Origin of the sequence: Streptomyces sp. NPDC048196 (assembly GCF_040652715.1) — a bacterium.
GTDB classification, from domain to species: domain Bacteria; phylum Actinomycetota; class Actinomycetes; order Streptomycetales; family Streptomycetaceae; genus Streptomyces; species Streptomyces siderophoricus.
On the sequence record NZ_JBEZMM010000006.1, the window covers coordinates 153,876 to 175,827 of the forward strand.

The 21,952-nt window shown below is 70.2% G+C and carries 25 protein-coding genes; 20 read left to right on the forward strand and 5 right to left on the reverse strand.

What is annotated here, in order from left to right:
• The first annotated feature begins 220 nt into the window (after positions 1-220).
• The 15 genes from AB0E02_RS09940 (at position 221) to AB0E02_RS10010 (ending at position 12,369) form a co-directional block, all read left to right on the forward strand.
• Positions 221-1,270 carry a hydrogenase expression protein HypE gene (locus tag AB0E02_RS09940; protein WP_030417211.1) on the forward strand — a complete coding sequence of 350 codons (1,050 nt, stop codon included), beginning with the start codon at positions 221-223 and terminating at the stop codon, positions 1,268-1,270.
• A 162-nt stretch (positions 1,271-1,432) separates the two neighbouring features.
• Positions 1,433-3,220 (forward strand): nickel-dependent hydrogenase large subunit, encoded by a 1,788-nt coding sequence (locus AB0E02_RS09945; RefSeq protein WP_362137498.1) that lies wholly within the window; start codon positions 1,433-1,435, stop codon positions 3,218-3,220.
• Between the two features lie 8 nt (positions 3,221-3,228).
• Positions 3,229-3,762: a NifU family protein gene (locus AB0E02_RS09950; protein WP_362137499.1), complete on the forward strand. Its 534-nt coding sequence runs from the start codon at positions 3,229-3,231 to the stop codon at positions 3,760-3,762.
• Positions 3,759-4,400: a DUF5947 family protein gene (locus AB0E02_RS09955; protein WP_362137500.1), complete on the forward strand. Its 642-nt coding sequence runs from the start codon at positions 3,759-3,761 to the stop codon at positions 4,398-4,400. The genes AB0E02_RS09950 and AB0E02_RS09955 overlap by 4 nt, the downstream gene beginning before the upstream one ends.
• Positions 4,401-4,418: 18 nt before the next feature.
• Positions 4,419-4,628, forward strand: a complete 210-nt coding sequence (locus tag AB0E02_RS09960) for a hypothetical protein (RefSeq protein WP_030801082.1) — start codon at positions 4,419-4,421, stop codon at positions 4,626-4,628.
• On the forward strand, positions 4,625-5,359 hold the full coding sequence (locus tag AB0E02_RS09965) for a DUF6084 family protein (RefSeq protein WP_362137501.1): 735 nt from the start codon (positions 4,625-4,627) through the stop codon (positions 5,357-5,359). Before AB0E02_RS09960 ends, AB0E02_RS09965 begins: the two co-directional genes overlap by 4 nt.
• Positions 5,347-6,408, forward strand: a complete 1,062-nt coding sequence (locus AB0E02_RS09970) for a hypothetical protein (RefSeq protein ID WP_362137502.1) — start codon at positions 5,347-5,349, stop codon at positions 6,406-6,408. Before AB0E02_RS09965 ends, AB0E02_RS09970 begins: the two co-directional genes overlap by 13 nt.
• Entirely contained in the window at positions 6,405-7,190 is a 786-nt protein-coding gene (locus AB0E02_RS09975) for a hypothetical protein (RefSeq protein WP_362137503.1), read from the forward strand. Before AB0E02_RS09970 ends, AB0E02_RS09975 begins: the two co-directional genes overlap by 4 nt.
• Positions 7,187-7,318, forward strand: a complete 132-nt coding sequence (locus tag AB0E02_RS09980; RefSeq protein WP_362137504.1) for a hypothetical protein — start codon at positions 7,187-7,189, stop codon at positions 7,316-7,318. The genes AB0E02_RS09975 and AB0E02_RS09980 overlap by 4 nt, the downstream gene beginning before the upstream one ends.
• 25 nt (positions 7,319-7,343) lie before the next feature.
• The gene (locus tag AB0E02_RS09985) at positions 7,344-7,883 is read left to right on the forward strand and encodes a DUF892 family protein (RefSeq protein ID WP_362137505.1); all 540 of its coding nucleotides are present in this window, start codon (positions 7,344-7,346) and stop codon (positions 7,881-7,883) included.
• A 3-nt stretch (positions 7,884-7,886) separates the two neighbouring features.
• A complete protein-coding gene (locus AB0E02_RS09990) occupies positions 7,887-8,456 on the forward strand; it encodes a hemerythrin domain-containing protein (protein WP_362137506.1) in 570 nt (189 codons plus the stop codon).
• 40 nt (positions 8,457-8,496) lie between these two features.
• The gene (locus AB0E02_RS09995) at positions 8,497-8,979 is read left to right on the forward strand and encodes a DUF4383 domain-containing protein (RefSeq protein WP_362137507.1); all 483 of its coding nucleotides are present in this window, start codon (positions 8,497-8,499) and stop codon (positions 8,977-8,979) included.
• Between the two features lie 140 nt (positions 8,980-9,119).
• A complete protein-coding gene (locus AB0E02_RS10000; protein ID WP_362137508.1) occupies positions 9,120-9,536 on the forward strand; it encodes a phage holin family protein in 417 nt (138 codons plus the stop codon).
• A 139-nt stretch (positions 9,537-9,675) separates the two neighbouring features.
• Positions 9,676-11,328: a cytochrome bc complex cytochrome b subunit gene (locus AB0E02_RS10005; protein ID WP_362137509.1), complete on the forward strand. Its 1,653-nt coding sequence runs from the start codon at positions 9,676-9,678 to the stop codon at positions 11,326-11,328.
• A 9-nt stretch (positions 11,329-11,337) separates the two neighbouring features.
• Positions 11,338-12,369 carry an NAD-dependent epimerase/dehydratase family protein gene (locus AB0E02_RS10010; protein ID WP_362137510.1) on the forward strand — a complete coding sequence of 344 codons (1,032 nt, stop codon included), beginning with the start codon at positions 11,338-11,340 and terminating at the stop codon, positions 12,367-12,369.
• Between the two features lie 58 nt (positions 12,370-12,427).
• Here the strand turns inward: AB0E02_RS10010 and AB0E02_RS10015 are convergent, their stop codons facing one another.
• Both AB0E02_RS10015 and ctaD read right to left on the reverse strand, forming a co-directional pair.
• Positions 12,428-12,817: a cytochrome c oxidase subunit 4 gene (locus AB0E02_RS10015; RefSeq protein ID WP_362137511.1), complete on the reverse strand. Its 390-nt coding sequence runs from the start codon at positions 12,815-12,817 to the stop codon at positions 12,428-12,430.
• Positions 12,814-14,532, reverse strand: a complete 1,719-nt coding sequence (gene ctaD, locus AB0E02_RS10020; RefSeq protein ID WP_362137512.1) for a cytochrome c oxidase subunit I — start codon at positions 14,530-14,532, stop codon at positions 12,814-12,816. Before ctaD ends, AB0E02_RS10015 begins: the two co-directional genes overlap by 4 nt.
• Before the next feature lie 356 nt (positions 14,533-14,888).
• Here ctaD and AB0E02_RS10025 point away from each other — a divergent pair, with 356 nt between their 5' ends.
• Together AB0E02_RS10025 and AB0E02_RS10030 are read left to right on the forward strand one after the other, a co-directional pair.
• A complete protein-coding gene (locus AB0E02_RS10025; protein ID WP_362137636.1) occupies positions 14,889-15,632 on the forward strand; it encodes a 2OG-Fe(II) oxygenase in 744 nt (247 codons plus the stop codon).
• Positions 15,629-16,162 carry an ABC transporter substrate-binding protein gene (locus AB0E02_RS10030; protein WP_362137514.1) on the forward strand — a complete coding sequence of 178 codons (534 nt, stop codon included), beginning with the start codon at positions 15,629-15,631 and terminating at the stop codon, positions 16,160-16,162. Before AB0E02_RS10025 ends, AB0E02_RS10030 begins: the two co-directional genes overlap by 4 nt.
• 140 nt (positions 16,163-16,302) lie before the next feature.
• Here AB0E02_RS10030 and AB0E02_RS10035 read toward each other — a convergent pair whose 3' ends face one another.
• Positions 16,303-16,641, reverse strand: a complete 339-nt coding sequence (locus tag AB0E02_RS10035; protein WP_362137515.1) for a hypothetical protein — start codon at positions 16,639-16,641, stop codon at positions 16,303-16,305.
• A gap of 478 nt (positions 16,642-17,119) precedes the next feature.
• On the opposite strand from AB0E02_RS10035, the gene AB0E02_RS10040 reads away from it, so the two are divergent.
• Complete coding sequence (locus AB0E02_RS10040; RefSeq protein WP_362137516.1) at positions 17,120-18,046, forward strand: hypothetical protein; 927 nt, start codon at positions 17,120-17,122, stop codon at positions 18,044-18,046.
• Between the two features lie 179 nt (positions 18,047-18,225).
• Complete coding sequence (locus tag AB0E02_RS10045) at positions 18,226-18,966, forward strand: class I SAM-dependent methyltransferase (RefSeq protein WP_362137637.1); 741 nt, start codon at positions 18,226-18,228, stop codon at positions 18,964-18,966.
• Between the two features lie 23 nt (positions 18,967-18,989).
• On the opposite strand, the gene AB0E02_RS10050 is transcribed toward AB0E02_RS10045, so the two are convergent.
• Positions 18,990-19,451 (reverse strand): SRPBCC family protein, encoded by a 462-nt coding sequence (locus AB0E02_RS10050; protein ID WP_362137517.1) that lies wholly within the window; start codon positions 19,449-19,451, stop codon positions 18,990-18,992.
• 427 nt (positions 19,452-19,878) lie between these two features.
• Between AB0E02_RS10050 and AB0E02_RS10055 the strand changes: the two genes are divergently transcribed.
• Complete coding sequence (locus AB0E02_RS10055) at positions 19,879-21,498, forward strand: M4 family metallopeptidase (protein WP_362137518.1); 1,620 nt, start codon at positions 19,879-19,881, stop codon at positions 21,496-21,498.
• Positions 21,499-21,627: 129 nt separating this feature from the next.
• On the opposite strand, the gene AB0E02_RS10060 is transcribed toward AB0E02_RS10055, so the two are convergent.
• Positions 21,628-21,852 (reverse strand): hypothetical protein, encoded by a 225-nt coding sequence (locus tag AB0E02_RS10060; protein ID WP_362137519.1) that lies wholly within the window; start codon positions 21,850-21,852, stop codon positions 21,628-21,630.
• Positions 21,853-21,952: the final 100 nt, after the last annotated feature.

A 21,952-nucleotide genomic window follows, 5' to 3' on the forward strand; every position in this document is an offset into this window, starting at 1 on the left:
CCCCAGGGGTCACCCCCCAAGGATTCCCACCCCTCGATAGCCCCCTTCGCCCCTCCCCTTCACCCCCCCTTCACCCCGGCCCCCGCCGCCATTGCCACCCCCACCCCCCACTCCCACACCCCGCCCCATTTGTGGCGATCTCAGAGCTATGTGAGATTTGGTGGTGTTGAGGTTCTGGGAGTCCGCCGGTCGGCCCCGGTGGCAGCCGAAGGGACGAACCATGGGCTTTGAACCGATGACGCCGGGTCTGGACGAGGTGCACATCTTGTGGACCTCGGAGGGCATGAGCTGCGACGGGGACACGGTTTCGGTCACCGCGGCGACGCTGCCCAGCCTGGAGGACGTGGTTCTCGGCGCGATTCCGGGGCTGCCGAAGGTGCATCTGCACAACAAGGTGCTGGCCTACGAGACCGGCGACGATTTCATGGCGGCCTTTCACCAGGCGGCCCGCGATGAGCTCGGACCGTTCATCTTTGTCGTCGAAGGCTCCATTCCCAACGAGAACATCAACGGTGACGGCTATTGGTCGGCCATGGGCAACGATCCGGAGACGGGCGAGCCCATCACGGTGAACGAGTGGATCGACCGGTTGGCCCCCAAGGCGTGGGCGGTCGTGGCCATCGGCACCTGTGCCACGTACGGCGGCATCCATGCGATGGCGGGTAACCCGACCGGGTGCATGGGGCTGGCCGACTATCTGGGATGGGATTTCCGGTCGGCCGGCGGCCTGCCCATTGTGAACGTCCCGGGTTGCCCCGTTCAGCCGGACAATTTCATGGAGACCCTGCTGTGGGTCCTGCACCAGGCCGCCGGGCTGGCTCCGCCCATTCCGCTGGACGAACAGCTCCGGCCCACCTGGCTGTTCGGCAAGACCGTGCACGAGGGGTGCGACCGGGGCTCGTATTACGAGCAGGGGGATTTCGCGAAGGACTACAACTCACCCAAGTGCCAGGTGAAGGTGGGTTGTTGGGGCCCAGTGGTCAACTGCAACGTCACCAAACGCGGCTGGATGGACGGGGTGGGCGGCTGTCCCAACGTGGGCGGCATCTGCATCGGCTGCACGATGCCGGGGTTCCCGGACAAATTCATGCCGTTCATGGACGAGCCGCCCGGTGGCACGGTGTCCTCCGCCCTGATGGGCGTGTACGGGCCGTTCATCCGCACCCTGCGTTCCCTCACCAATATCACCGCCAACAAAGAGCCCAAGTGGCGCCATAACGAGGATGCGCTGACCAGCGGTTACGACCCGCACTGGACCGGACGTAAATAGATCCCGCACGCCCCCACGCGCAACACACCCGGCACGCCTCGCACGGCCCCCACGCCCCGCACGCGCACGATAACCACGACGCCCAGCACACCCCCCGAACCCCCAAGCCACCACGGCCCCAAGCCCACCCCGCCCACCACGCCATCCGCGAGAGGAAACCCCGTGGCGACCGTTCAGAACAGCGATGCGGAGCGACGCGAACTCACCGAGGTCGCCTTCGACCCCATTACCCGCATCATCGGAAACCTCGGCATCTACACCAAAATCGACTTCGCGGCACGGAAAGTCGTGGAATGCCGGAGCACTTCCTCGCTCTTCCGTGGCTACAGCGTGTTCATGAAGGGCAAGGATCCGCGCGACGCGCATTTCATCACCAGCCGGATCTGCGGCATCTGCGGCGACAACCACGCCACCTGCTCGCTCTACGCCCAGCAGATGGCCTACGGCGTCAAACCGCCCCCGCTGGCGGACTGGATCATCAACCTGGGCGAAGCCGCCGAGTTCATGTTCGACCACACGATTTTCCAGGACAACATGGTGTTCGTCGACTTCTGCGAACGCATGGTGAAGGAGACCAACCCCGGTGTCCTGGAGCGGGCCGAACGCACCCCGGCCCCGCACGCCGACGTCCACGGCCACAAGACCATCGCCGACATCATGCGCGCCTTCAACCCCTTCGAGGGTCAGACGTACAAAGAGGCGCTCCAGATGAGCCGGCTGACCCGGGAGATGTGCTGCCTGATGGAGGGCCGGCACGTCCACCCCTCGACGCTGTACCCGGGCGGTGTGGGCACCGTCGCCACCCCGCAGGTCTTCACCGACTACCTGGTGCGGCTGACCCGCTGCCTGGACTTCGTCAAACGCGCGGTGGCCATGAACGACGACGTCTTCGACTTCTGGTACGAGGCGCTGCCCGGCTACGAGGAGGTGGGCCGCCGCCGCACGATGCTGGCCTGCTGGGGCTGCTTCCAGGACCCCGAGGTGGTCGACTACGACTACCGGACCATGAACACCTGGGGGAACGCGATGTTCGTGACCCCCGGCATCGTCGTGGACAACGAACTGGTCACCACCGACCTCGTCGACATCAACCTCGGCATGCGCATCCTGCTCGGCAGCTCCTACTATCAGGACTGGACGGGCGAGGAGACGTACGTCGACCGGGACCCGCTCGGCAACCCCGTCGACCAGCGCCATCCGTGGAACCAGACCACCGTTCCGAAGCCGCAGAAGCGGGACCTCGACGGCGGCAACTACAGCTGGGTGATGAGCCCTCGTTGGTTCGACAAACGAACCGGTGACCACCTGGCGCTCGACACCGGCGGCGGACCGATCGCCCGTCTGTGGGCCACGGCGCTCGCCGGCAAGGTCCGTACGCCCTACGTGCGCTCCACCGGCCACAGCGTGGAGATCGACCTCCCGCAGACGCCCAACAGCCCGGAGGTCAGGCTGGAATGGACGCCTCCGCCGTTCCCCAACACCATCGAGCGCGACCGGGCCCGGATGTACTTCGTGGCCTACGCCGCCGGGATGGCGCTGTACTTCGTCGAGCGGGCCCTGGACGAGGTCCGGGCCGGCCGCACCAAGGTCTTCGAGGACTTCAACGTCCCCAAGGAGGCCATCGGGGTCGGTTTCCACGAGGCCGTACGGGGCGTGCTCTCGCACCACCTGGTGATCCGGGACAAGAAGATCGCCAACTACCACCCGTACCCGCCGACCCCGTGGAACGCCAGCCCCCGCGACTCCTACGGCACCCCCGGCCCGTACGAGGACGCGGTGCAGGGACTGCAGATCTTCGAGGAGAACGGGCGGGAGGACTTCAAGGGCATCGACATCATGCGGACGGTCCGCAGCTTCGACCCCTGTCTGCCCTGCGGCGTCCACATGTACCTCGGAGACGGCCGGACCCTGACGCAGAGTCACTCCCCGACCTTCGGCCACCGGGCGTGAGGAGTGTCATGACCTGGGACGACCGGCAGGCACGGGACCACGTGGTCCGCACCGAGACGCTGCTGACCTCGCTCTCCGCGCTGGACGACCCCGCCGCGCGGGACCGGGCGACCGAGGCCGCCCAGGCACTCGTCGCGCTCTACGGGGAATGCCTGGCCCGGGTCATGGCGCTGGCCGGCGCGGACACCGCCCGGGCCGTCGCGGACGACGAACTCGTCGGTCATCTGCTGCTCGTGCACGGGCTGCACCCGGAACCTGCCGAGGGCCGCATCCGCACGGCCCTCGCCGGCCTGCGCGCCCTGGGCGAAGCCGAACTCGTCGCGGTGGAAGGGGCGTTGGCCAGGGTCCGGGTACGGGCCCGGGGCTGCGGGTCCTCCGGGGAGACGCTGCGTACCGCGGTGCAGGAGGCGGTGGCCTGGGCCGCGCCGGAGATCGAGCGGGTGGAGATCGAGGAGGCGGCCGCGGCGGCCGTCGAGCCCCCGCTGATCCCCGTGGAGGCGCTGTCGCGCGGCGGTGCCCGGACCGGCGGGGCGCGCTCATGAGCACCGTGGTCTGCACCGCCTCGGCGTTGCGGGACCTGGCCCGCCGCCCGTTGCCGGAGCCGCGGGACGACGACGACCGGTGCGAGCTGTGCGCGGAGCCCGTTCCGGCGGAACACCGTCATCTGCTGGACACCACGGCGGACACCCTGCTGTGTACCTGCCGGGCGTGCGCGCTGCTCTTCGACACCGACCGGCACAGCGGCGGCCGCCGACCCTACCTGCTGATTTCCGAACGCAGGCGGCGGCTGGACGGCATGCGGCTCGATGCGCGGCAGTGGGCCGCCCTGCGGGTGCCGGTCGGGCTCGCGTTCTTCCTGCGCGGCGGCCCGCCCGACGACGAGATCACCGCCGGCTATCCCGGCCCGATGGGCGTGGTCCGCGCCCCCGTGGACCGCGGGGTGTGGGCCGGCATCGAGGCCGGCCGGCCGGCCCTCGCCACCCTCGTTCCGCGTACCGAGGCGCTGCTGGTCAACCGGGCCGGCGGCAGTCAGGAGCACTGGATCGTGCCGCTGGACGACTGCTACCGGCTCGCCGCCCTGCTGCGCACCCACTGGAGCGGACTGGCCGGCGGGGACGAGGTGTGGCAGCACGTACGGCAGTTCTTCGACCACCTCACCCCCGTCGATCCGGACGCCTAACAGGACCCGAGGAGAGCCATGGCTGACATCACCGTCGGAAAGCGACAGGTACGACCGGACTTCACCGCCCACGTCCCCGGAGTGCGCCGGGGCAACCACGAGGGCCACTACAAGCGGCAGCCCGGTCACCTCCCCTACGGCAGGTCGACCTCGCGCCGGTCCACCGGGGTCCATCCGAAGACCAAGAACCCCATCCTGCCCGGCATGCCCAACCTGTCACCGGCATGACCGGCAGCACCGGAGTGAGCGGCGTGCGCGCGGTGAGCGTGGCGGAGGCGCACCGTGGGCTGCCCGACCTGTCGTTCGCGGTGACCGGAGTGAGCGCCCTGCCGCACGCCGCGGTGCCCACCCTCGTCCTCACGCTGGCCGTCGCCCGCACCGGCGGTGGCCCGATCCGGTCCCTCACGCTGTCCACCACCGTCCGGATCGATGCCGCGCGCCGGAGCTACACGCCCGCGGAAACCCTGGCCCTGGCCCAGCTGTTCGGGCAGCCCGACCAATGGGCCACGAGCATGCAGCCGTTGTCCTGGGCGCAGGTCACGTCCGTGGTGCCGCCCTTCGACGAGCGGACCGAGATCGACCTCGCGATCCCGTGCGGCGGCGACGCCGGCCTCGCCGTCGTCACCTATCTGCGTGCCGTGCGCGACGGCGAGGTCCCCCTGGACCTCCTCTTCCGCGGCACCGTCTTCCACACGGACCCCGGCGGGCGGCTGGCCACCGCTCAGATCCCCTGGGACAAGGAGGCCGCCTGCCGGCTGCCCGCGGAACTCTGGCACGACCTCAACAGCCGCTACTACGGCGCCACTTCCTGGCTGCGCCTGTCGCCCGGGACCCACGACAGGCTCAGCGCCTACCAGACGTCACACGGCCTGACCGACGCCGAGCAGGCCGTCAGCGCCCTCCTGGACACCGCCCTGCCCCGGCCCGCACAGACCACGGAAGCGACATGGACCCCCTAGCCTCGGTCGAGAAGATCGCGCGCACCTGCCTGTACGAGGGCTACCTGCTGTGGCCCTACCGGCGGTCGGCGCTCAAGAACACCAAGCGCTGGACGTTCGGCGGCGTCTACCCGAAGGGCGAGGCGGAAGCCCTCGGCGAGCCGGCCCGGACGCGCACCGAGACCCTCCTGGAGACCGCCCCCGGCACCTCCGTCACGATCCGCCTGCGGTTCCTACAGGTCGTCGAGCGGCAGGTCTACCGCCGCGACGACGGGGAGCACCGGCCGGTCGACACCCTCACCGTCGCCGGCGAGACCCACCTCACCTGGCACGAGGCCGCGGAACGCGAATGGGTGCTGCCCGCCTGGTCGCCTTCCCACGGGCGCACCCTCGACGTCGTCGACCTGCCGGACGGCGTGCACGAGGAGCCGCTGCGCGACGAGCACGGGCGGGCCGTCGGCATGCTCGTACGCCGTTGGAAGCGGCTGCACGGCACCGTGGAGGTCGACGGGCAGCCGGTGCCGGGCAACGGGCCGCAGGACACCGTCCGTCTGGCGGTGACCTTCACCAACACCACCCCGTGTCCCCCGCACACCGGTGAGCCGCGGGAGGGCCGCGACAAGCTCGCCCCGTATGCGTTCGTCTCCACCCACACCGTGCTCACCGCCCACGACGGCAGCTTCGTCTCCCTCGCCGACCCGCCGGCAGAACTGGTGGAGGCGGCGGGCGGCTGCCGCAACGAGGGCACCTGGCCGGTACTGATCGGCGACGCGCCCGAAGCGGACCGCGACCCCCACCGGTCCCCCACGGTCCTCTCGTCGCCCGTCACCCTCTCCGATTTTCCCGCGGTCGCGCCGGAGAGCCCCGGCGACCTCTTCGACGGCGGCGAGATCGACCACCTCCTCATCCTCAACGTGCTGAGCCTGACGCCCGCGGAACAGCGGGAGGCCCGCGCCACCGATCCCCGGGCCCGGGAGATCCTCGATCGCTGCGCCGCGCTGTCCCCCGAGGACCTGCTCGCCCTGCGCGGCACGATCCGGAGCCGCCGGACGATCAAGGAAGACGCATGACCACGTCCCGCCCCGCCGGACGGCCGGGGTCCCTGCGGCCGGGGAGCCGGGTGCGGTTGCGCCCCGGCCGCCGCAGCGACATCTTCGACCTGGCCCTGGCCGGCCGGCTGGCCGAGGTCGACGCCGTCGAGGAGGACTCCGAGGGGCAGACACATCTCGTCGTCACCCTGGTGGACGACGAGGGCCGGGATTTTCCCACCGGGCTGGGGCACCGTTTCTTCTTCGCACCGGAGGAGGTCGAACCGGTCGGCGGGTCCGCGGGCGGTTCGCGCGTCCTCGTCGCCGCCACCGGCGACTCCTTCGCCGCCGACGACGCCTTCGGCTCCGCGCTCCTGGCCGCCCTGGGCGAGCTCCCGCTGCCCGACGAGGTGCACCTCGTCGACTTCGGGATCCGTGGCGCCGATCTGACGCACCGCCTCCTGGCCGGCTACGGATCGGCGGTCGTGGTGGGCACGGCGTCGCTCGGCAGGCCGGCCGGCACCCTGGACCTCATCGAGTACGGCGGCGCCGCGGCGGCCGACGGGACTGCCGGCGCGGCGGAGTCGGCCGGGCCGTTCCGCCGGCTGGCCGCCGCCGAGCGCCTGGCCCGCGCCCGGCAGACGCCACTCCCCCGGCTCTTCGTCCTGACCTGTGAGCCTTCCCCGTCCCGGAACGGGCAGGCGGTGGAGGAGGCCGTGGAGCTGCTGGCGGATCTCCTCGGCAGCCTGTGCAGCGGACCGCTTCCCCCCAGGAATCCCGTCACCCACAGGAATCCCGTCACCCATAGGGAGAACACGCCATGAAGAACGGCATCTTCATTCCCGCGATCGCGGTGCGCATCACCGTCGGCGTCCTGGCCGCCGCCGCGCTGACCGCCCTCGCCTTCAGCGCGCCCGACGCGGTGCGCTACATCAAGATGGAAATGATGTGAGAGACCAGCCGAGGACGGTGCGCCGATGAGCGAGAAAACGGCAGAGGACCAGTACCTGCGTCACCTCAAGGAAACCCGCTCCCTGGAGCGGCTGATCGACACCGCCCTGGGTTCCCTCATCGCCTCGACCCACGCACCGGAACTCAGGAAACCGCTGGTGGCCCACCGTGAGGTGACCCGCCGGCACATCACCGCACTCGGGAGCCGGCTGCACGCGTACGACGAACAGCCGTCGACCGTGAAGGACCTGACCCTGCGGCTCGTCGGGACCGGCTATGCGCTGCTCGCCCGGACCCGGCGCGACCATGCCGGAAAGCACGCCCGCGACGCCTACACCCTCATCCATCTGCTGCTCGCGGGGTACGAGATGCTGCACCACCTCGCGGTGCGCAACGGTGACGAACAGACCGCGCGGCTGTTGGAGCAGCACATCGCCGAGGAGCGGGCGGCCGCCGCGCTGATCGACACCAAGTGGGACCTGGTGGCCGACCTTTCCCTGCGCCACGCCGGTGTCATGGCCGCGCCGCCGGTGAAGCCTCCCCACACCTACGCGAAGGAACGCTGACCGATGGGAACTGCCCCGGACGTCATCGAGGAACTCACCGCCGATCACCGCGCGGTACAGCGGCTGTTCGACCGCATCCGCGCCGCCGAACCGGGAAGTGCCGCCCGCAAGGCCCTCGTCGAGCAGGTGTCCGCGGCCCTGGTCCGGCACTCCGTCGCGGAGAAGGAGCACCTGTACCCGGCCGTACGGGACCATGTGGCTCACGGGCGGCGGTGGGCCGAGAAGGAGCTGTCCGACCACGGGCGCATCGAGGAGCTGCTGCACGACCTGGAGCGGCGGGAGCCCCAGGACGAGGACTTCACCGCCCTGGTCCTGGCCCTGTCGACCCGGGTGACCAGCCACATCCTCGACGAGGAACAACGGCTCTTCCCCCGGCTGCAGGCCACCTGCCCCGCGGACACCCGGCGGGAACTCGGCGAGAAGGTCCGGCGGGCGAGGAACAGCGCCCCGACCCACCCCCGGCCCAACGCACCGGACTCCGCCCTGGCCACCCGCGCGGTGAGCCCCGGCCTCGGCCTGCTGGACGGCGTACGGGACTTCTTCACCCGGCGGGGCCGTACCCGGCGCTCTTGACCGGGCGGCCCGAGAGTCATGACCGGCGGAGGGACGACCCATGCCGACCCAAGAGCCACCCCGCGACGGGGAGTCCTCCCCCGAAGGCCGGCAGCGGCCGGCCCCGCGTGCGCCGGCCCGGGCGGCCACTCTGGTGGGTGCGCTCTTCCTGTTGGTGGGGGTGCTGGGCTTTGTCCCGGGCGTCACGACGCACTACGACCAGATGTCCTTCGCCGATCCGCACGGCGCCGGCAGCCTGTTCGGGCTGTTCGCCGTTTCCATGCTGCACAACCTCGTCCATGTGGTCTTCGGGCTGCTCGGTCTGGCCGTCGGCCGGCGGGCGCCCCGGTACGCGAAGCCGTATCTGGTCGGCGGCGGATTCGTCTACCTGGCGCTGTGGGTGTACGGCCTGGCCATCCACCGGGCCACGCCCTGGAACTTCCTGACGCTGAACGGTCCGGACAACTGGCTCCATCTGCTGCTCGGTTTCGGCATGGTGGCCCTCGGTGTTCTTCTCGCGCCGCGGAACAAGCCCGGTCAGTGACCGGTGCCCGGACGGCGGCCATGTGCCGGAAAGCGACGCGCCAGGCGGGTGGCGGCGGCGCCCGGCCCGTTTGGCCGTGCCGTGGCGGTGTTACGGCTAGGCGGTGCGCTCGTGGTGTGCGTCGAGAAAGGGCTCGTGTGATGACCGAGCAGCATCCGGACCAACACGGTGGTGTGTCCGATCAGCCGGACCCGGCGGGCAGGTTCTCCGAGGCTGCGGGACGGTTGTCCGAGGAGGTGGCGACCCTGGTCCGGGCGGAGCTCGATCGGGCGAGGTACGAACTGACCGAAACGGCCCGCGAGACGGGCCTGGGCTCCCTGGCCCTGACCGCCGGTGGTGTCTGTGCCTTGCTGGCCCTGCTGTCGGCTCATGAGGCCGTGCTGCGCGCGGCGGAACGCCACTGGCCGCCGCCTCAGCGGGCCGCCACCGTCGTGGGGCTCGGCTACGCCTCGGGCGCCGCGGCGTTCGCCTCCTTCGGCTGCTGGAGGCTGCGGAAGGCCCGCGCCGCCTCGCGCGAGGCGCTGGCGCACATGGTCCCCGACCGGACGGCCGACTGAGCCCGTACGCCGGGGCGCGCCGGTGGCGGCCGTCGGCCCGGGCCCGGTTGGCTCCGCGCGGGACGGGTACCCGGGTCCGTGCTCGTCGGTGCGGCGCCGGGCCCAGGGAGGCACCCTAGGGGCGAAGAGGGAGTGGAGCATGCTGTTCCAGAAGCGGAAGGCCCGGCTTGCGGCGCAGACCCGCGAGGCGGCCGTCACCGGCTACAGCGCGCTGGACCGCCGGGCGCCGGTCTCGGAACTGGCGAAGGAGCTGCTGCGCAAGGCCTTCCCGGACCACTGGTCGTTCCTCCTGGGCGAAATCGCGCTGTACAGCCTCGTGGTGCTGGTGCTGACCGGGAGCTATCTGACGCTGTATTTCGAACCCAGCATGAGCCAGAGCACGTACCACGGTGCGTTCCACCCGCTGGACGGGCTCGTGGTGACGGACGCCTATGCGTCGACCCTGGACATCAGTTTCGATGTCCGGGGCGGGCTGCTGATCCGGCAGATGCACCACTGGGCGGCCCTGGTCTTCGTGGCCGCGCTGGGCGTCCACATGCTGCGGGTGTTCTTCACCGGGGCCTTCCGCCGTCCCCGTGAATTCAACTGGATGATCGGCGTGACGCTCTTCCTGCTCGCCCTGCTGGAGGGATTCGCCGGCTATTCCCTCCCCGACGACCTGCTGTCCGGGACGGGGCTGCGCACCGCCAACAGCATCGTGCTGTCCATTCCCGTCGTCGGGACGTATCTGAGCTATTTCCTGTGGGGCGGGTCGTTCCCCGGCCACATCCTGATCTCCCGGTTGTACACCGTGCATGTGCTGTTCGTGCCCGGGCTCCTGATCGCCCTGCTCGGTGCGCATCTGGTGATGGTCGTCTATCTGAAACACACTCAGTGGTCGGCCCGGGGGAAGACCAACCGGAACGCCGTCGGGCAGCCGATGTTCCCGCAGTTCACCGCCAAGTCGACCGGTCTGTTCCTGATGGTTTCCGGGGTGGTGGCCTGGCTGGGGGCGGTCGCCCAGATCAACCCGGTGTGGGACTACGGCCCTTACGTGGCGGACCAGGCGTCCACCGATGCCCAGCCGGACTGGTACGTGGGCTTCCTCGAAGGGGCGTTGCGGCTGATGCCCCCGTGGGAGACCAATGTGGCGGGGCACACCATCATGTGGAACGTCTTCCTCCCGGCGGTGGTGCTGCCCGGTGTGCTCTTCCTCGTGCTCTACCTGTACCCGTACTTCGAGAAGTGGGTCACGGGTGACCTGATGGAGCATCACCTCTGTGACCGGCCGCGCGACCGCCCCACCCGTACGGGCCTGGGGGTCGCCGCGATCGTCTTCTACGCCGTGTTGCTGGTGGCCGGCGGCAACGACGTGGTCGCCGCGGTCTTCGAGGTGTCGGTCGAGGCGCTGACCTGGATCTTCCGCATCGCGGTGATCGTCGGCCCGATCCTCGCGTTCCTGATCACCAAACGCTTCTGCCTGGCCCTGCAGGCCCATGACCGTGAGCTGCTGGAGGAGGGCGAGGAGACCGGTCGGATCAGCCAGAACGTCTACGGCGGGATCGGTGAGAGCCACCGTCCGCTCGGCACCGAGCAGCGGTACCGCCTGCTGGTGCGGGACGTTCCCGCGCCGCTGGAGCATCCGGGCGAGCGGGCACCGCGACGGCAGCGGCTGCGCGCCGCGCTGAGCGCCTGGTACTACCGCGACCGGGTCGACATGCCGGCCACCGCCGAGGAGCGCCTGCAGATTTCCGGAAGGACGATGGATCCGGTGGCCGGCGCGGGCCACGCGGGCGAGGAAGAAACCCCGTAGGAGGAACCGATGGCTGCCGACTCTCCCAGGGATGCCGCGGGGCTGCGCGTCGTGGTGGTCGGTGCGACCGGCAACGTGGGCACGAGCGTCGTACGGGCGCTCGGCGCCGAGCCCGCCGTCGAGTCGGTGCTGGGGCTGGCGCGGCGCAGGCCGCAGTGGTCCCCCGCGAAGACGACGTGGGCCGCCGTGGACGTCACCGACGACGACCTGACCGGGCACTTCGCCGGCGCCGATGCGGTGATCCACCTCGCCTGGCGGTTCCAGCCCACCCGCGACCCGGTCAGCACCTGGCGGAACAACGTACTGGGCAGCATCCGGGTCTTCCAGGCGGCGGCCGCGGCCGGTGTCGGAGCGCTGGTGTACGCCTCGTCGGTCGGCGCCTACTCGCCCGGCCCGAGGGACCGGCAGGTCGACGAGTCCTGGCCCACGCACGGCTGGCCCGATGCCGCCTACTGCCGCGAGAAGGCCTATCTGGAGCGTTTCCTCGACGGCTTCGCGTCCGCGCATCCCGGGGTCCGGGTCGTACGGCTGCGGCCGGGCTTCATTTTTCAGCGGGCCGCGGCCTGCGCGCAGAGCAGACTGTTCGCGGGCTTCACACCGCCGCGCGCCCTGGCCGCCAAGCGGCTCTTCCCCGTCGTGCCCGACCTGCCCGGTCTGCGGTTCCAGGTGCTGCACGCCGACGACGTCGCCGACGCCTACCGGCTGGCCGTACTGCGGCCGGTCTCCGGAGCGTTCAACCTGGCCGCCGGGCCGGTGGTCGACGCCGCGCTGCTGGGCGACCTCCTGGGAGCCCGCGTCGTGCGGCTGCCGGCCGGACCGCCGCGTGCGCTGCTGTCGGCTGCCTGGCATCTGCGCCTGCTACCGACCTCACCGCACCTCTTCGACGCCGTACTGCGGCTGCCCCTGATGGACACCGCCCGGGCCCGGCAGGAACTGGGCTGGACTCCCCGGTACAGCGCCCAGGAGGCCCTTGAGGACTTCCTGCGCGGCCTACGGGAACACGCCGGTCTGCCCACCGCGCCGCTACGGCCGCCCCGATGAGGCGAGGAACGCCCGGCGGGCCCGCTCGGTCAGCTCGCCCGCTCGGTCATCTCACCGCTCAGTCGTCGCGGCGGGCGAATTCGAAGACCATGCCGAAGACGGCGGACACGGTGACGCCGACCCCGATGAGGAGCAGCCACACCGCGTAGACCATGCCGAGCGCGAGCAGTGCCCCACCCAGCGCGACCACGATCGGATAGCCGCTGTGCGGCGGGAAGAAATCCAGCGGGCCGCTGCGCTCCTGGATCTCGGATTCCTGCCGGTCCTCCGGCCGTTCGCCCTTGCGGCGGTAGTTCATTGCGCAGAAGAACGAGATGACGACCGCCATGAAACAGGACACCGTGAGTGCGGCAATGCCGGCCGGTTCCCGGGCGAACCAGATGTACACCGCGTCGGTGAGCAGGAAGAAAATAGCCACCCCCGCGAAGAGATACGCCTCGGCTTTCATTTCTGCTCGTCTCCCAAGGTGTCCGGGGTCGGTTCGGACGTGCCGCGTTCACCCGGGGCGAGTTCGAGGTACTGGGGATGATGGAGGTCGAAGGCGGGCGAGTCGGAGCGGATCCGGGGAAGCGCCACGAAGTTGTGGCGGGGCGGTGGACAGGAAGTGGCCCATTCCAGCGACCGACCGAATCCCCACGGGTCGTCGGACTCCACCTTGGGCGCGTACTTCGCGGTTTTCCAGACGTTGTAGAGGAAGGGCAGGGTCGACAGGCCCAGCAGGAACGCACCGACCGAGGAGATGGTGTTCAGCAGGGTGAAGCCGTCGGCGGCGAGATAGTCGGCGTACCGGCGCGGCATGCCCATCTCGCCGAGCCAGTGGTGGACGAGGAAGGTGGTCTGGAAGCCGACGAACAACGTCCAGAAGTGGATCTTCCCCAGCCGTTCGTCGAGCATCCGGCCGGTCCACTTCGGCCACCAGAAATAGAAGCCGCCGAACATCGCGAAGACGATCGTGCCGAACAGCACATAATGCAGATGCGCGACGATGAAGTACGTATCGGTGACATGGAAATCCATGGGCGGTGAGGCGATCAGAACGCCGCTGAGCCCCCCGAGGAGAAAGGTCACCATGAATCCGACGGCCCAGAGCATCGGCGTCTCGAACGACAGGCTGCCCCGCCACATCGTCCCGATCCAGTTGAAGAACTTCACCCCGGTCGGTGCCGCGATCAGGAAGGACATCAGGGAGAAGAACGGCAGCAGCACCGCGCCCGTGGCGAACATGTGGTGCGCCCACACCGTGGCGGACAGCATGGTGATGGCGATCGTCGCGCCGACCATGCCGACGTATCCGAAGACCGGTTTGCGGCTGAAGACGGGCACGATCTCGGTCACCACGCCGAAGAACGGCAGCGCGACGATATAGACCTCGGGATGGCCGAAGAACCAGAAAAGGTGCTGCCACAGCAGCGCCCCGCCATTGGCCGCGTCATAGACGTGCGCACCCAGCCTGCGGTCGGCCAGCAGAGCCAGGAGTGCGGCGGTGAGCACGGGAAAGGCGAGCAGCGCCAGGATGGAGGTGAAGAGGATGTTCCACGTGAAGATCGGCATCCGGAACATCGTCATTCCGGGGGCGCGCAGCGTGATGATGGTGGCGATGAAATTGACCGAACCGAGGGTGGTGCTGAGACCGGCGACGACCAGGCCCGCCGCCCACAGGTCGCCGCCGGCACCCGGCGAGAACACTTCGCTGTTCAGCGGCGCGTAGGCGAACCATCCGAAGGGTGCCGCACCGCCCGGCACGACGAAACCCGACACCACCATCAGCCCGCCGAAGAGGAAGAGCCAGTACGTCAGGGCATTGAGTCGGGGAAAGGCGACATCGGGGGCGCCGATCTGCAGGGGCATGACGGCATTGGCGAATCCGGCGAACGTCGGGGTCGCGAAGAGCAGCATCATGACCGTGCCGTGAATGGTGAACAGCTGGTTGTACTGCTGATTGCTGACGATCTGCATGCCCGGTCGGGCCAGCTCCGCGCGCATCAGCATCGCCAGAATGCCGGCGAACAGGAAGAACCCGAAGGACGTAACGAGATACATATTGCCGATCACCTTGTGATCGGTGGTCGTCACGTACTTCCGGATCCTGCTGCCCGCCTTGACGCGCGGATTCTGGGAGGCGTCCAGCGGCTCCCGCCGCCGGTCGTGGTCCAGCTGCGACATCGCCCCTCCGAGAAACTGGCGGCCGGCGGCGGGTTCCGGCCCATCACCGCGCCTCACTGTGTAGCCGCAACCGTTGGCCGCCAAACCTGCTTTCGACCATCCAGACCCGCGCGCCGGGGCCCGTCGCAGGTCATCCCGATATCACGTCCGAATACCGCCAGCCCCGCTGCGGGGCACCTCGCAGACTTGCCTGTGGAGGAGGAACCCGGTGACGACGCCCTTCCACGAGGGCGCCACCCGGGCAGCCGCCTGAATGCCCAGTGCCTGAGCGACGCAAGCAAGCAAGCAAGCGACTCAGGCGATGCAAGCGACTCAAGCGACGCACCGTAACGAAGGACCCCACCATGCCCCGGGCCATGCCCCTCACCAAGACCGACGCCGCCCGACCGGACGGCAGCCTCACCGCACGGGTCGACGCCGCCAACTGGGACGCCCTCACCGACGAGCTCAACGAGTACGGCAGCGCGCTCACCGGACCGCTGCTCAGCCCCGGCCAGTGCCATGAGATCGCCGCCCTGTACGACGACGCCGAACGCTTCCGCACCACCGTCGACATGGCCCGCCACCGCTTCGGCTCCGGCCAGTACCGCTACTTCACCCACGACCTGCCGGACGCCGTCCGGAAACTGCGCGAGGCGTTCTACCCGCACCTGCTGCCGATCGCCCGCGACTGGGCCGGCAAGCTCGGGCGGAGCGCCCCGTGGCCGGACGACCTGGGACGGTGGCTGGCGATGTGCCACCGGGCCGGGCAGGCCAAGTCCGCCCAGATCCTGCTGCGTTACGGCGCGGGCGACTGGAACGCGCTGCACCGCGATGTGTTCGGCGAGATGGTCTTCCCGCTCCAGGTCGTCATCGGCCTCGACGCACCCGGTGTCGATTTCACCGGCGGCGAGTTCCTGATGACCGAACAGCGACCCCGCGCCCAGTCCCGCGGATCGTCCACCACGCTCCCCCAGGGCCACGCACTGGTCTTCACCACGCGCGACCGGCCGGTGGCCTCCCGCCGCGGCTGGTCCGTCGGACCCATGCGGCACGGCGTGAGCACGGTCCGCACCGGGGTGCGACGGACGCTCGGCCTCGTCTTCCACGACGCGTCATGAACGAGCCCGCCAGCGGCCCCCGGCCGGGTACGCAGGGTTTGCCCGCACCGCACACCGAGGCGGAGCTGGCCGCCCTGACCGGCCTGCTGACCGCGCACCGCTCGCGGATCCGGTCCCTCGCCGTCGGTCACGGCCGGGACGGGCATTCCCGCGCCGCCGCGCGGGCGTTCACCGCGGCCTGGCAGACACTCGGCAAGGACGTCCTCGCGGTCGTCGACTGGCCCGAGGAAGCGGCCTCGTGGCTGCGCCCCGCCCGGCGGCTGACCGCCCAGACCCCGGACGCCTGGGTGCTGGCCGGCGCACCGGCCGGCGTCGCCCACCTGGTCCGGCGCCTGCGCCGCTCCACCGACTGGGACCCCGCCCGCACCGTCGGCTTCGCCTCCCTCGGCACGCCCCGGCTGGTCGAACTCGCCGGTGCCGACACCGTCCACGGGCTGCGCGGCGCAGCGCGGGACGGCGGCACCTGGGAACTGCGCCGGGGCTGGACCACCCACTACGCGCCGGTGGCGATGGCCGAGCCCCAGCGGTGACCCACTCATAGCGGCCGGCCCGGCGGCCCCGTCCGGCGCCTGCGGGGTGTCAGTGTCTATGGGATCTCGGTGACGCTGGGGTGTCAGTGCCGGTGCCGTTGGAGTGTCAGTGGCATTGGAGTATCAGTGCCGTTGGGGTGTCAGTGGTCGACGTGGGTCAGGCAGAGCGTGGTGTCCCCGAGCCTGCCGCCCCTCTCCTCGTACTGGGTGAATTCAGCGGGGCACTCACCGCGCGGCCCCGGCGTGAACCGGATCTTGTAATCCGCCTTGGGATCGGTGCAGTTGACGGTGAAGAGCACCGGCTCGGCGTGCGTGCCCCGGTTCTCCAGGCAGTCCCCGACGCTCGCCTCACGGGCGGTCTTCTCCGGCTCCTTGCCGTCACTGAGCAGCCAGAACACCGTGCCGAGAGCCACCACGACGGCCAGCGCGATCACCGGCCTGAGCCACTGCCGGGGATTCGGCCCGGTCGGCACGAACACGGGAGCACCCGGCTGCGGCTGGACCTGCCCCCACTGCTGCTGGCCCCACTGCGGCGGCGCCGACTGGCCGTAGGGGGCCGCAGCGGGTGGCCCGTACGGGGCGGGCCCGCTCTGCCCGTAGGGGGCCGGTCCGGGCGGCGGACCATAGAGGTTCGGGCCGTTCTGGTCATGCGGGGACGGTCCGCCGGGAGGTGGCGGTGTGTACGCGGACAGAGTGTTCCCCCTCGCCGTTGGATGTTCGGTACGGCAGGCTACGCCCCGCCCGTTCGACGATTCGGAGAGGGGGGCTACCGCCCTCGTTCACGATCGAAGCACCCCATCTGCATGCCGTTCGCACGGCCTGCGACACCGTCGCCGTCGACTACGAGCGGCTGCCGCGCGACGCACGACCTCGGCGCACCGGCTTTCGGCATTGACCCGGTGAGGTGAGTCCCGTCGGTGCGGAACCGCCGTGCCCGCCTCCGCGTGATCACGAAGTATGGTCCGGAAGCTTGCAGCAGGGCGCCTCTTCGCCCACCTCGCAGCCGTCGCGTGCGTCGGCTGTGTGCTGACCGCCGTCCAGTTCCAGGCGGTGCTGATCGCGCTCTTCGCCGGCAGCACCGCGGCGCTCGTGGCCGTCCTGGTCGCCGGGCCGGTGCTGGGCATGACGTCGCTCGCCGCGCTCGCCACCTCCGTCCGCTCGTTCGTGCCGCTCACCCGCCGGGCGCGCGGACGGTGGGCCTGGGCGGCGGGCGTGTACGTCTGCGGCACAGCGGGGGCGGTGGCAGCCGTCGCGGCGAACCTGCGCGACGACGGCTTGCACAGCACCGTTCTGCTGTATCCCTGGGGCGGCCTCTGGTACACGCTGGGCGCCGCCTTCTTCCTCCCGGGCACCCGGACCCGGCCGGCCACGCTCGCCGCCGCGGCCCTCCTCGCGGCCGGCGGCTCGTACCTCGCCTGGGAGGCCGCCCAGCCGCCCACGCTCACCGAGTGGCTCACCGCCAACGATGTCGACCGCACCCTGCTGCGGGTCGGTGACCCCCCGTCCGGATACACGCTGGAAGACGTCGGAGCGAGCGAGAGCTCCTTCGGCGCGACCTACACGCGCCCCGGCGCCCCGGACCTGCACCTCTCCGTGGAGCGGATCGGGCACGACACCCGGCGTTCCGATGCGCGCGGCTGTCCCGTCCCGTTCGGCGAAACGATCCGCTGCTCGGACGACGGGGACGGCCGCCAACTGGTCATCCACGAGGGCGACTACAAGTGGCGGGAACTGCGGTTGCGCCGCAACGGGCTGGTCCACACGGTGACCGTTCAGGGCAGCGGCCGCCCCGGCCTGTCCGGGGCCCGGCACCTGCTGACGACCCTCAGGCCGGCGACCGATGCCGAGCTCACCCCGCTCCTCGACCGGCCGATGCGCGACTGACGCCGGTGCGATCTCGCACCGGTCCGGGACCGAGTCCGACTCGGAGTCGGAGTCGGAATCGGAGTCCGAGGCAGAGGCAGAGGCGGAGGCCAGGTCCCGGCCCGGCCCGGCCCGGCCCGACCGTCGAAAATGAGGAGCGTGCGGAAGCGGCTCCGCGGTACGGTCGCGAGGTGGATGAACTGGACGATAAGGACGGGTATTTCGGAGAGCAGGTCGCTGCCAGGTACGACGCGTCCTCGGGGGACATGTTCGCCCCGGACGTCGTGGCCGAGACGGTCGAGGTGCTGGCGGGGCTGGCCGGTGAAGGCCGGGCCCTTGAGCTGGGCATCGGAACGGGGCGGATCGCCCTGCCGCTGGCGCGCCGCGGGGTTCCGGTGCACGGTATCGACATGTCACGGGCGATGGTCGCGCGGCTGTGGGACAAGCCCGGCGCCGATGCGATCGACGTGACGATCGGCGACTTCGCGACGACGCGCGTACCAGGGACGTTCTCCCTCGCGTATCTCGTGTTCAACACGATCATGAATCTGACGACCCAGGCGGAGCAGGTGGCGTGCTTCCGCAACGCCGCGGCCCACCTCGCACCGGGTGGCTGCTTCGTCATCGAGGTCGGCGTCCCGGAGCTGAGAAGGCTGCCACCCGGCCAGAACGTCGTGCCCTTCAAGGTGAGCCCGACCAGCTGGGCCTTCGATCTCTACGACGTCGCCACCCAGGCCATGAGCTCGAACTACGTCGATGTCGTCGACGGCCGCGGGGAGTACCGGTCGATCCCGTTCCGGTACGTCTGGCCCTCGGAGCTCGATCTGATGGCTCAACTGGCGGGGCTGCGGCGGCGCGAGCGGTGGGACGGCTGGGGGAAGGGGCCCTTCACGAGCGAGAGCGACCGGCACGTCTCCGTATGGGAGAAGCCCGCCGACTGACCGCGCGTTCCCGCCGCGGAGCGCTACCTGTCCCTCGCCTCGGCCCCTTCCTGGTCGGTGTCTTCCGCCACTTTGGCCAGGTTGGCGAGCATGCGGCGGTGGCGCAGCTGGAGCAGCATGTCGACGCCGGCATTGTGCAGTCGTCCGCTCGGGCCGGTCAGCGGGTGCTCGTCGGCGATGACCACGGTGTGCTCGCCCCAGGGGCGCAGTTCCAGGGCGATGCGTGCGGTGCCGAGCCGTCCGCTGTCGATCTCCAGCTCAAGCCGTCGCGGTGGCTCGCTGCACCGGACGATGGTCTGGCCGTCGAGTTCCCACGGCCCCAGCCGGAACGTGTACGCAAGGGCGGAGCCGAGCCGCGGCCAGTTGCCGTCCTTCGGGCGCGAGTGGACCGTTCCCACCACCCAGTCCTGGTAGCGCGAGCCGTCCGCCAGGACGGCCCATACCGTGTCCCGCCGGGTCCTGATCAGCTGGTGCCGTAGTGCCATGTGCACGCCACCGCCTCACCGTGTGCCTTGGCGTTCAGCCTAGGGCGCTGCGCCGTGGTTGGCAGGTGCAGGGGATGCCCTCCCCCGGGCAGCACACGGTCGGTGAGCGTGCCGATGCGCTCTGCTCCCGCGGGCCGTGGCGGGTGTGAGTCCTGCGGCACGTGGTGGGTGCGAGCAGCAGGAGTCAGGTCAACGGGGGCCGCGAGCACAGCTGGGCATCCACAAGACGCCGCACTGCGGGACAAAACCTGTCAGGAAGCGGTCCGATTCGTAAATTCGCAGTTTCTTGCTTGTTGAACATCTGTCAATCGATCTCAACTCGTGGCAATCTTCGGTCGATTCACTCCTCCACCGGGCACCCCACCCCTCGGCTGCCCGGCCCCACCTCTTGGGCCGCGACCCCGTGGCCCTCACAAGGGAGACCGAGTTGAGACGGACTTCGTCCACCCCCCGCAAGAACACCCTGCGCGCTGCCGCCCTGGTCGCCTCCGCCGCGATGGTCGCGGTCGGCGTCCAGGCCGGATCGGCCAGTGCGCAGGCGGACCGCGCGACCGGCGCGTCGGCGGTCCAACTCTCCGCAGCGCAGCGGGTGTCCGCGCTGCAGGAGGCACAGAGCAGCGCTTCCACGATCGCCGCCAAGATCGGCCTTGGCGCGAAGGAGAAGCTCGTCGTCCGGGACGTCATCAAGGACGCGAACGGCACGGTGCACACCCGCTACGACCGCACCTACGCCGGCCTGCCCGTTCTGGGCGGTGACCTGGTGGTGCACCAGGCCAAGAACGGCACCCGCAGCGTCACCAAGGCGGCCAAGTCCCGGATATCCGTGGCCAGTACGACCGCCTCGCTCGCCCCCTCCGCCGCGAAGAAGAGCGCCCTCAGCGCTGCCGTGGCGAAGAAGGACACCGAGACCGGCACCTCCGGCACGCCGCGCAAGGTGATCTGGGCCGCCTCGGGCAAGCCGGTCCTCGCCTACGAGACCGTCGTCACCGGCACGCAGAAGGACGGCACCCCGAGCGCACTGCACGTCATCACGGACGCGGCCACCGGCAAGAAGCTGTTCGAGGACGAGGCGATCGAGACCGGTACCGGTACCAGCACCTACAGCGGCAAGGTCCCGCTGACCACCACGAAGAGCGGGTCGACGTACCAGCTCACCGATGGTGCCCGCGGCGGCCACAAGACGTACGACCTCAACCAGAAGACGTCCGGCACCGGGACGCTGTTCACCGACGCGGACGACGTGTGGGGCGGCGGCCGGCAGACCGCCGGTGTCGACGCCCACTACGGTGCGGCGGTCACCTGGGACTTCTACAAGAACACCTTCGGCCGCAACGGCATCCGCAACGACGGCAAGGGCGCGTACTCCCGCGTCCACTACGGCAACAGCTACGTCAACGCCTTCTGGGACGACGGCTGCTTCTGCATGACGTACGGCGACGGCAGCGGCAACAGCCACCCGCTGACCGCCCTCGACGTGGCCGCCCACGAGATGAGCCACGGTGTCACCGCGGCCACCGCCGGCCTCAACTACAGCGGTGAGTCCGGCGGTCTCAACGAGGCGACGTCCGACATCTTCGGCACCTCGGCCGAGTTCTACGCCAAGAACGCCACCGACCCGGGCGACTACCTCATCGGCGAGAAGATCGACATCAACGGTGACGGCACCCCGCTGCGCTACATGGACAAGCCCAGCAAGGACGGCGGCTCGGCGGACTACTGGTCGAGCACGGTCGGCAACAAGGACGTGCACTACTCGTCCGGCGTCGCCAACCACTTCTTCTACCTGCTCTCCGAGGGCAGCGGCGCCAAGACCATCAACGGCGTCAGCTACAACAGCCCCACCGTCGACGGCTCCAAGGTCACCGGCATCGGCCGGGACAAGGCCGAGAAGATCTGGTACAAGGCCCTCACCACGTACATGACCTCCACCACCAACTACAAGGCCGCGCGCACCGCGACCCTGAAGGCGGCCGGTGACCTGTACGGCACGACCAGCGCCGAGTACAAGGCAGTCGGCGCCGCCTGGGCGGGCGTGAACGTGAAGTAAGCCCCTGGCCGGCTCACGGCATCGGGCACCAGGCACCAGGGCGTCCCGGCACCGCGCGGACCTCGATGCACGGACATCGAGATCGGCGTCGGCGCCGGGACGCTTTTCGTCCGTGCGCGGCGAAGGCCGTCAGCGGCCGGCGGTATTGCGCGGATGACGGCGCGCCGACCGTTCGTTCCCGCGACGGTAGTTGCCCGTCCACCGCGCCATCACCAACTGGGCGTCCCCGGACGTCACTTCGCGCAGGAACCGCCCGGCCCGATCGCCGCGCAGCACCGCCGCCCGTCGCCCGTGGTGCCACACCACGACGCCGTCACCCTGCTCCTCGTACGTGAAACCCTGCGCCCTCGACACCGATTCCCCCCTTCGCCACCGTCCGGGAGAGTCGCCCCGGAACGGGCATCGCACGCCATCGTGACCTTCTCCCCCGGCCTCGCGCGAGCCGATTTCGTTC

Coding starts and splice junctions, on each gene's coding strand:
- AB0E02_RS09975 (WP_362137503.1), top strand. CDS start 6,405: ATGACCACGTCCCGCCCCGCCGGACGGCCGGGGTCCCTGCGGCCGGGG.
- AB0E02_RS10025 (WP_362137636.1), top strand. CDS start 14,889: ATGCCCCTCACCAAGACCGACGCCGCCCGACCGGACGGCAGCCTCACC.
- AB0E02_RS10040 (WP_362137516.1), top strand. CDS start 17,120: ATGGTCCGGAAGCTTGCAGCAGGGCGCCTCTTCGCCCACCTCGCAGCC.
- AB0E02_RS09970 (WP_362137502.1), top strand. CDS start 5,347: ATGGACCCCCTAGCCTCGGTCGAGAAGATCGCGCGCACCTGCCTGTAC.
- AB0E02_RS09995 (WP_362137507.1), top strand. CDS start 8,497: ATGCCGACCCAAGAGCCACCCCGCGACGGGGAGTCCTCCCCCGAAGGC.
- AB0E02_RS10010 (WP_362137510.1), top strand. CDS start 11,338: ATGGCTGCCGACTCTCCCAGGGATGCCGCGGGGCTGCGCGTCGTGGTG.
- AB0E02_RS09980 (WP_362137504.1), top strand. CDS start 7,187: ATGAAGAACGGCATCTTCATTCCCGCGATCGCGGTGCGCATCACCGTC.
- AB0E02_RS09960 (WP_030801082.1), top strand. CDS start 4,419: ATGGCTGACATCACCGTCGGAAAGCGACAGGTACGACCGGACTTCACC.
- AB0E02_RS10000 (WP_362137508.1), top strand. CDS start 9,120: ATGACCGAGCAGCATCCGGACCAACACGGTGGTGTGTCCGATCAGCCG.
- ctaD (WP_362137512.1), bottom strand. CDS start 14,532: ATGTCGCAGCTGGACCACGACCGGCGGCGGGAGCCGCTGGACGCCTCC.
- AB0E02_RS10005 (WP_362137509.1), top strand. CDS start 9,676: ATGCTGTTCCAGAAGCGGAAGGCCCGGCTTGCGGCGCAGACCCGCGAG.
- AB0E02_RS10015 (WP_362137511.1), bottom strand. CDS start 12,817: ATGAAAGCCGAGGCGTATCTCTTCGCGGGGGTGGCTATTTTCTTCCTG.
- AB0E02_RS09950 (WP_362137499.1), top strand. CDS start 3,229: ATGACCTGGGACGACCGGCAGGCACGGGACCACGTGGTCCGCACCGAG.
- AB0E02_RS09985 (WP_362137505.1), top strand. CDS start 7,344: ATGAGCGAGAAAACGGCAGAGGACCAGTACCTGCGTCACCTCAAGGAA.
- AB0E02_RS10030 (WP_362137514.1), top strand. CDS start 15,629: ATGAACGAGCCCGCCAGCGGCCCCCGGCCGGGTACGCAGGGTTTGCCC.
- AB0E02_RS09990 (WP_362137506.1), top strand. CDS start 7,887: ATGGGAACTGCCCCGGACGTCATCGAGGAACTCACCGCCGATCACCGC.
- AB0E02_RS09940 (WP_030417211.1), top strand. CDS start 221: ATGGGCTTTGAACCGATGACGCCGGGTCTGGACGAGGTGCACATCTTG.
- AB0E02_RS09955 (WP_362137500.1), top strand. CDS start 3,759: ATGAGCACCGTGGTCTGCACCGCCTCGGCGTTGCGGGACCTGGCCCGC.
- AB0E02_RS10050 (WP_362137517.1), bottom strand. CDS start 19,451: ATGGCACTACGGCACCAGCTGATCAGGACCCGGCGGGACACGGTATGG.
- AB0E02_RS09965 (WP_362137501.1), top strand. CDS start 4,625: ATGACCGGCAGCACCGGAGTGAGCGGCGTGCGCGCGGTGAGCGTGGCG.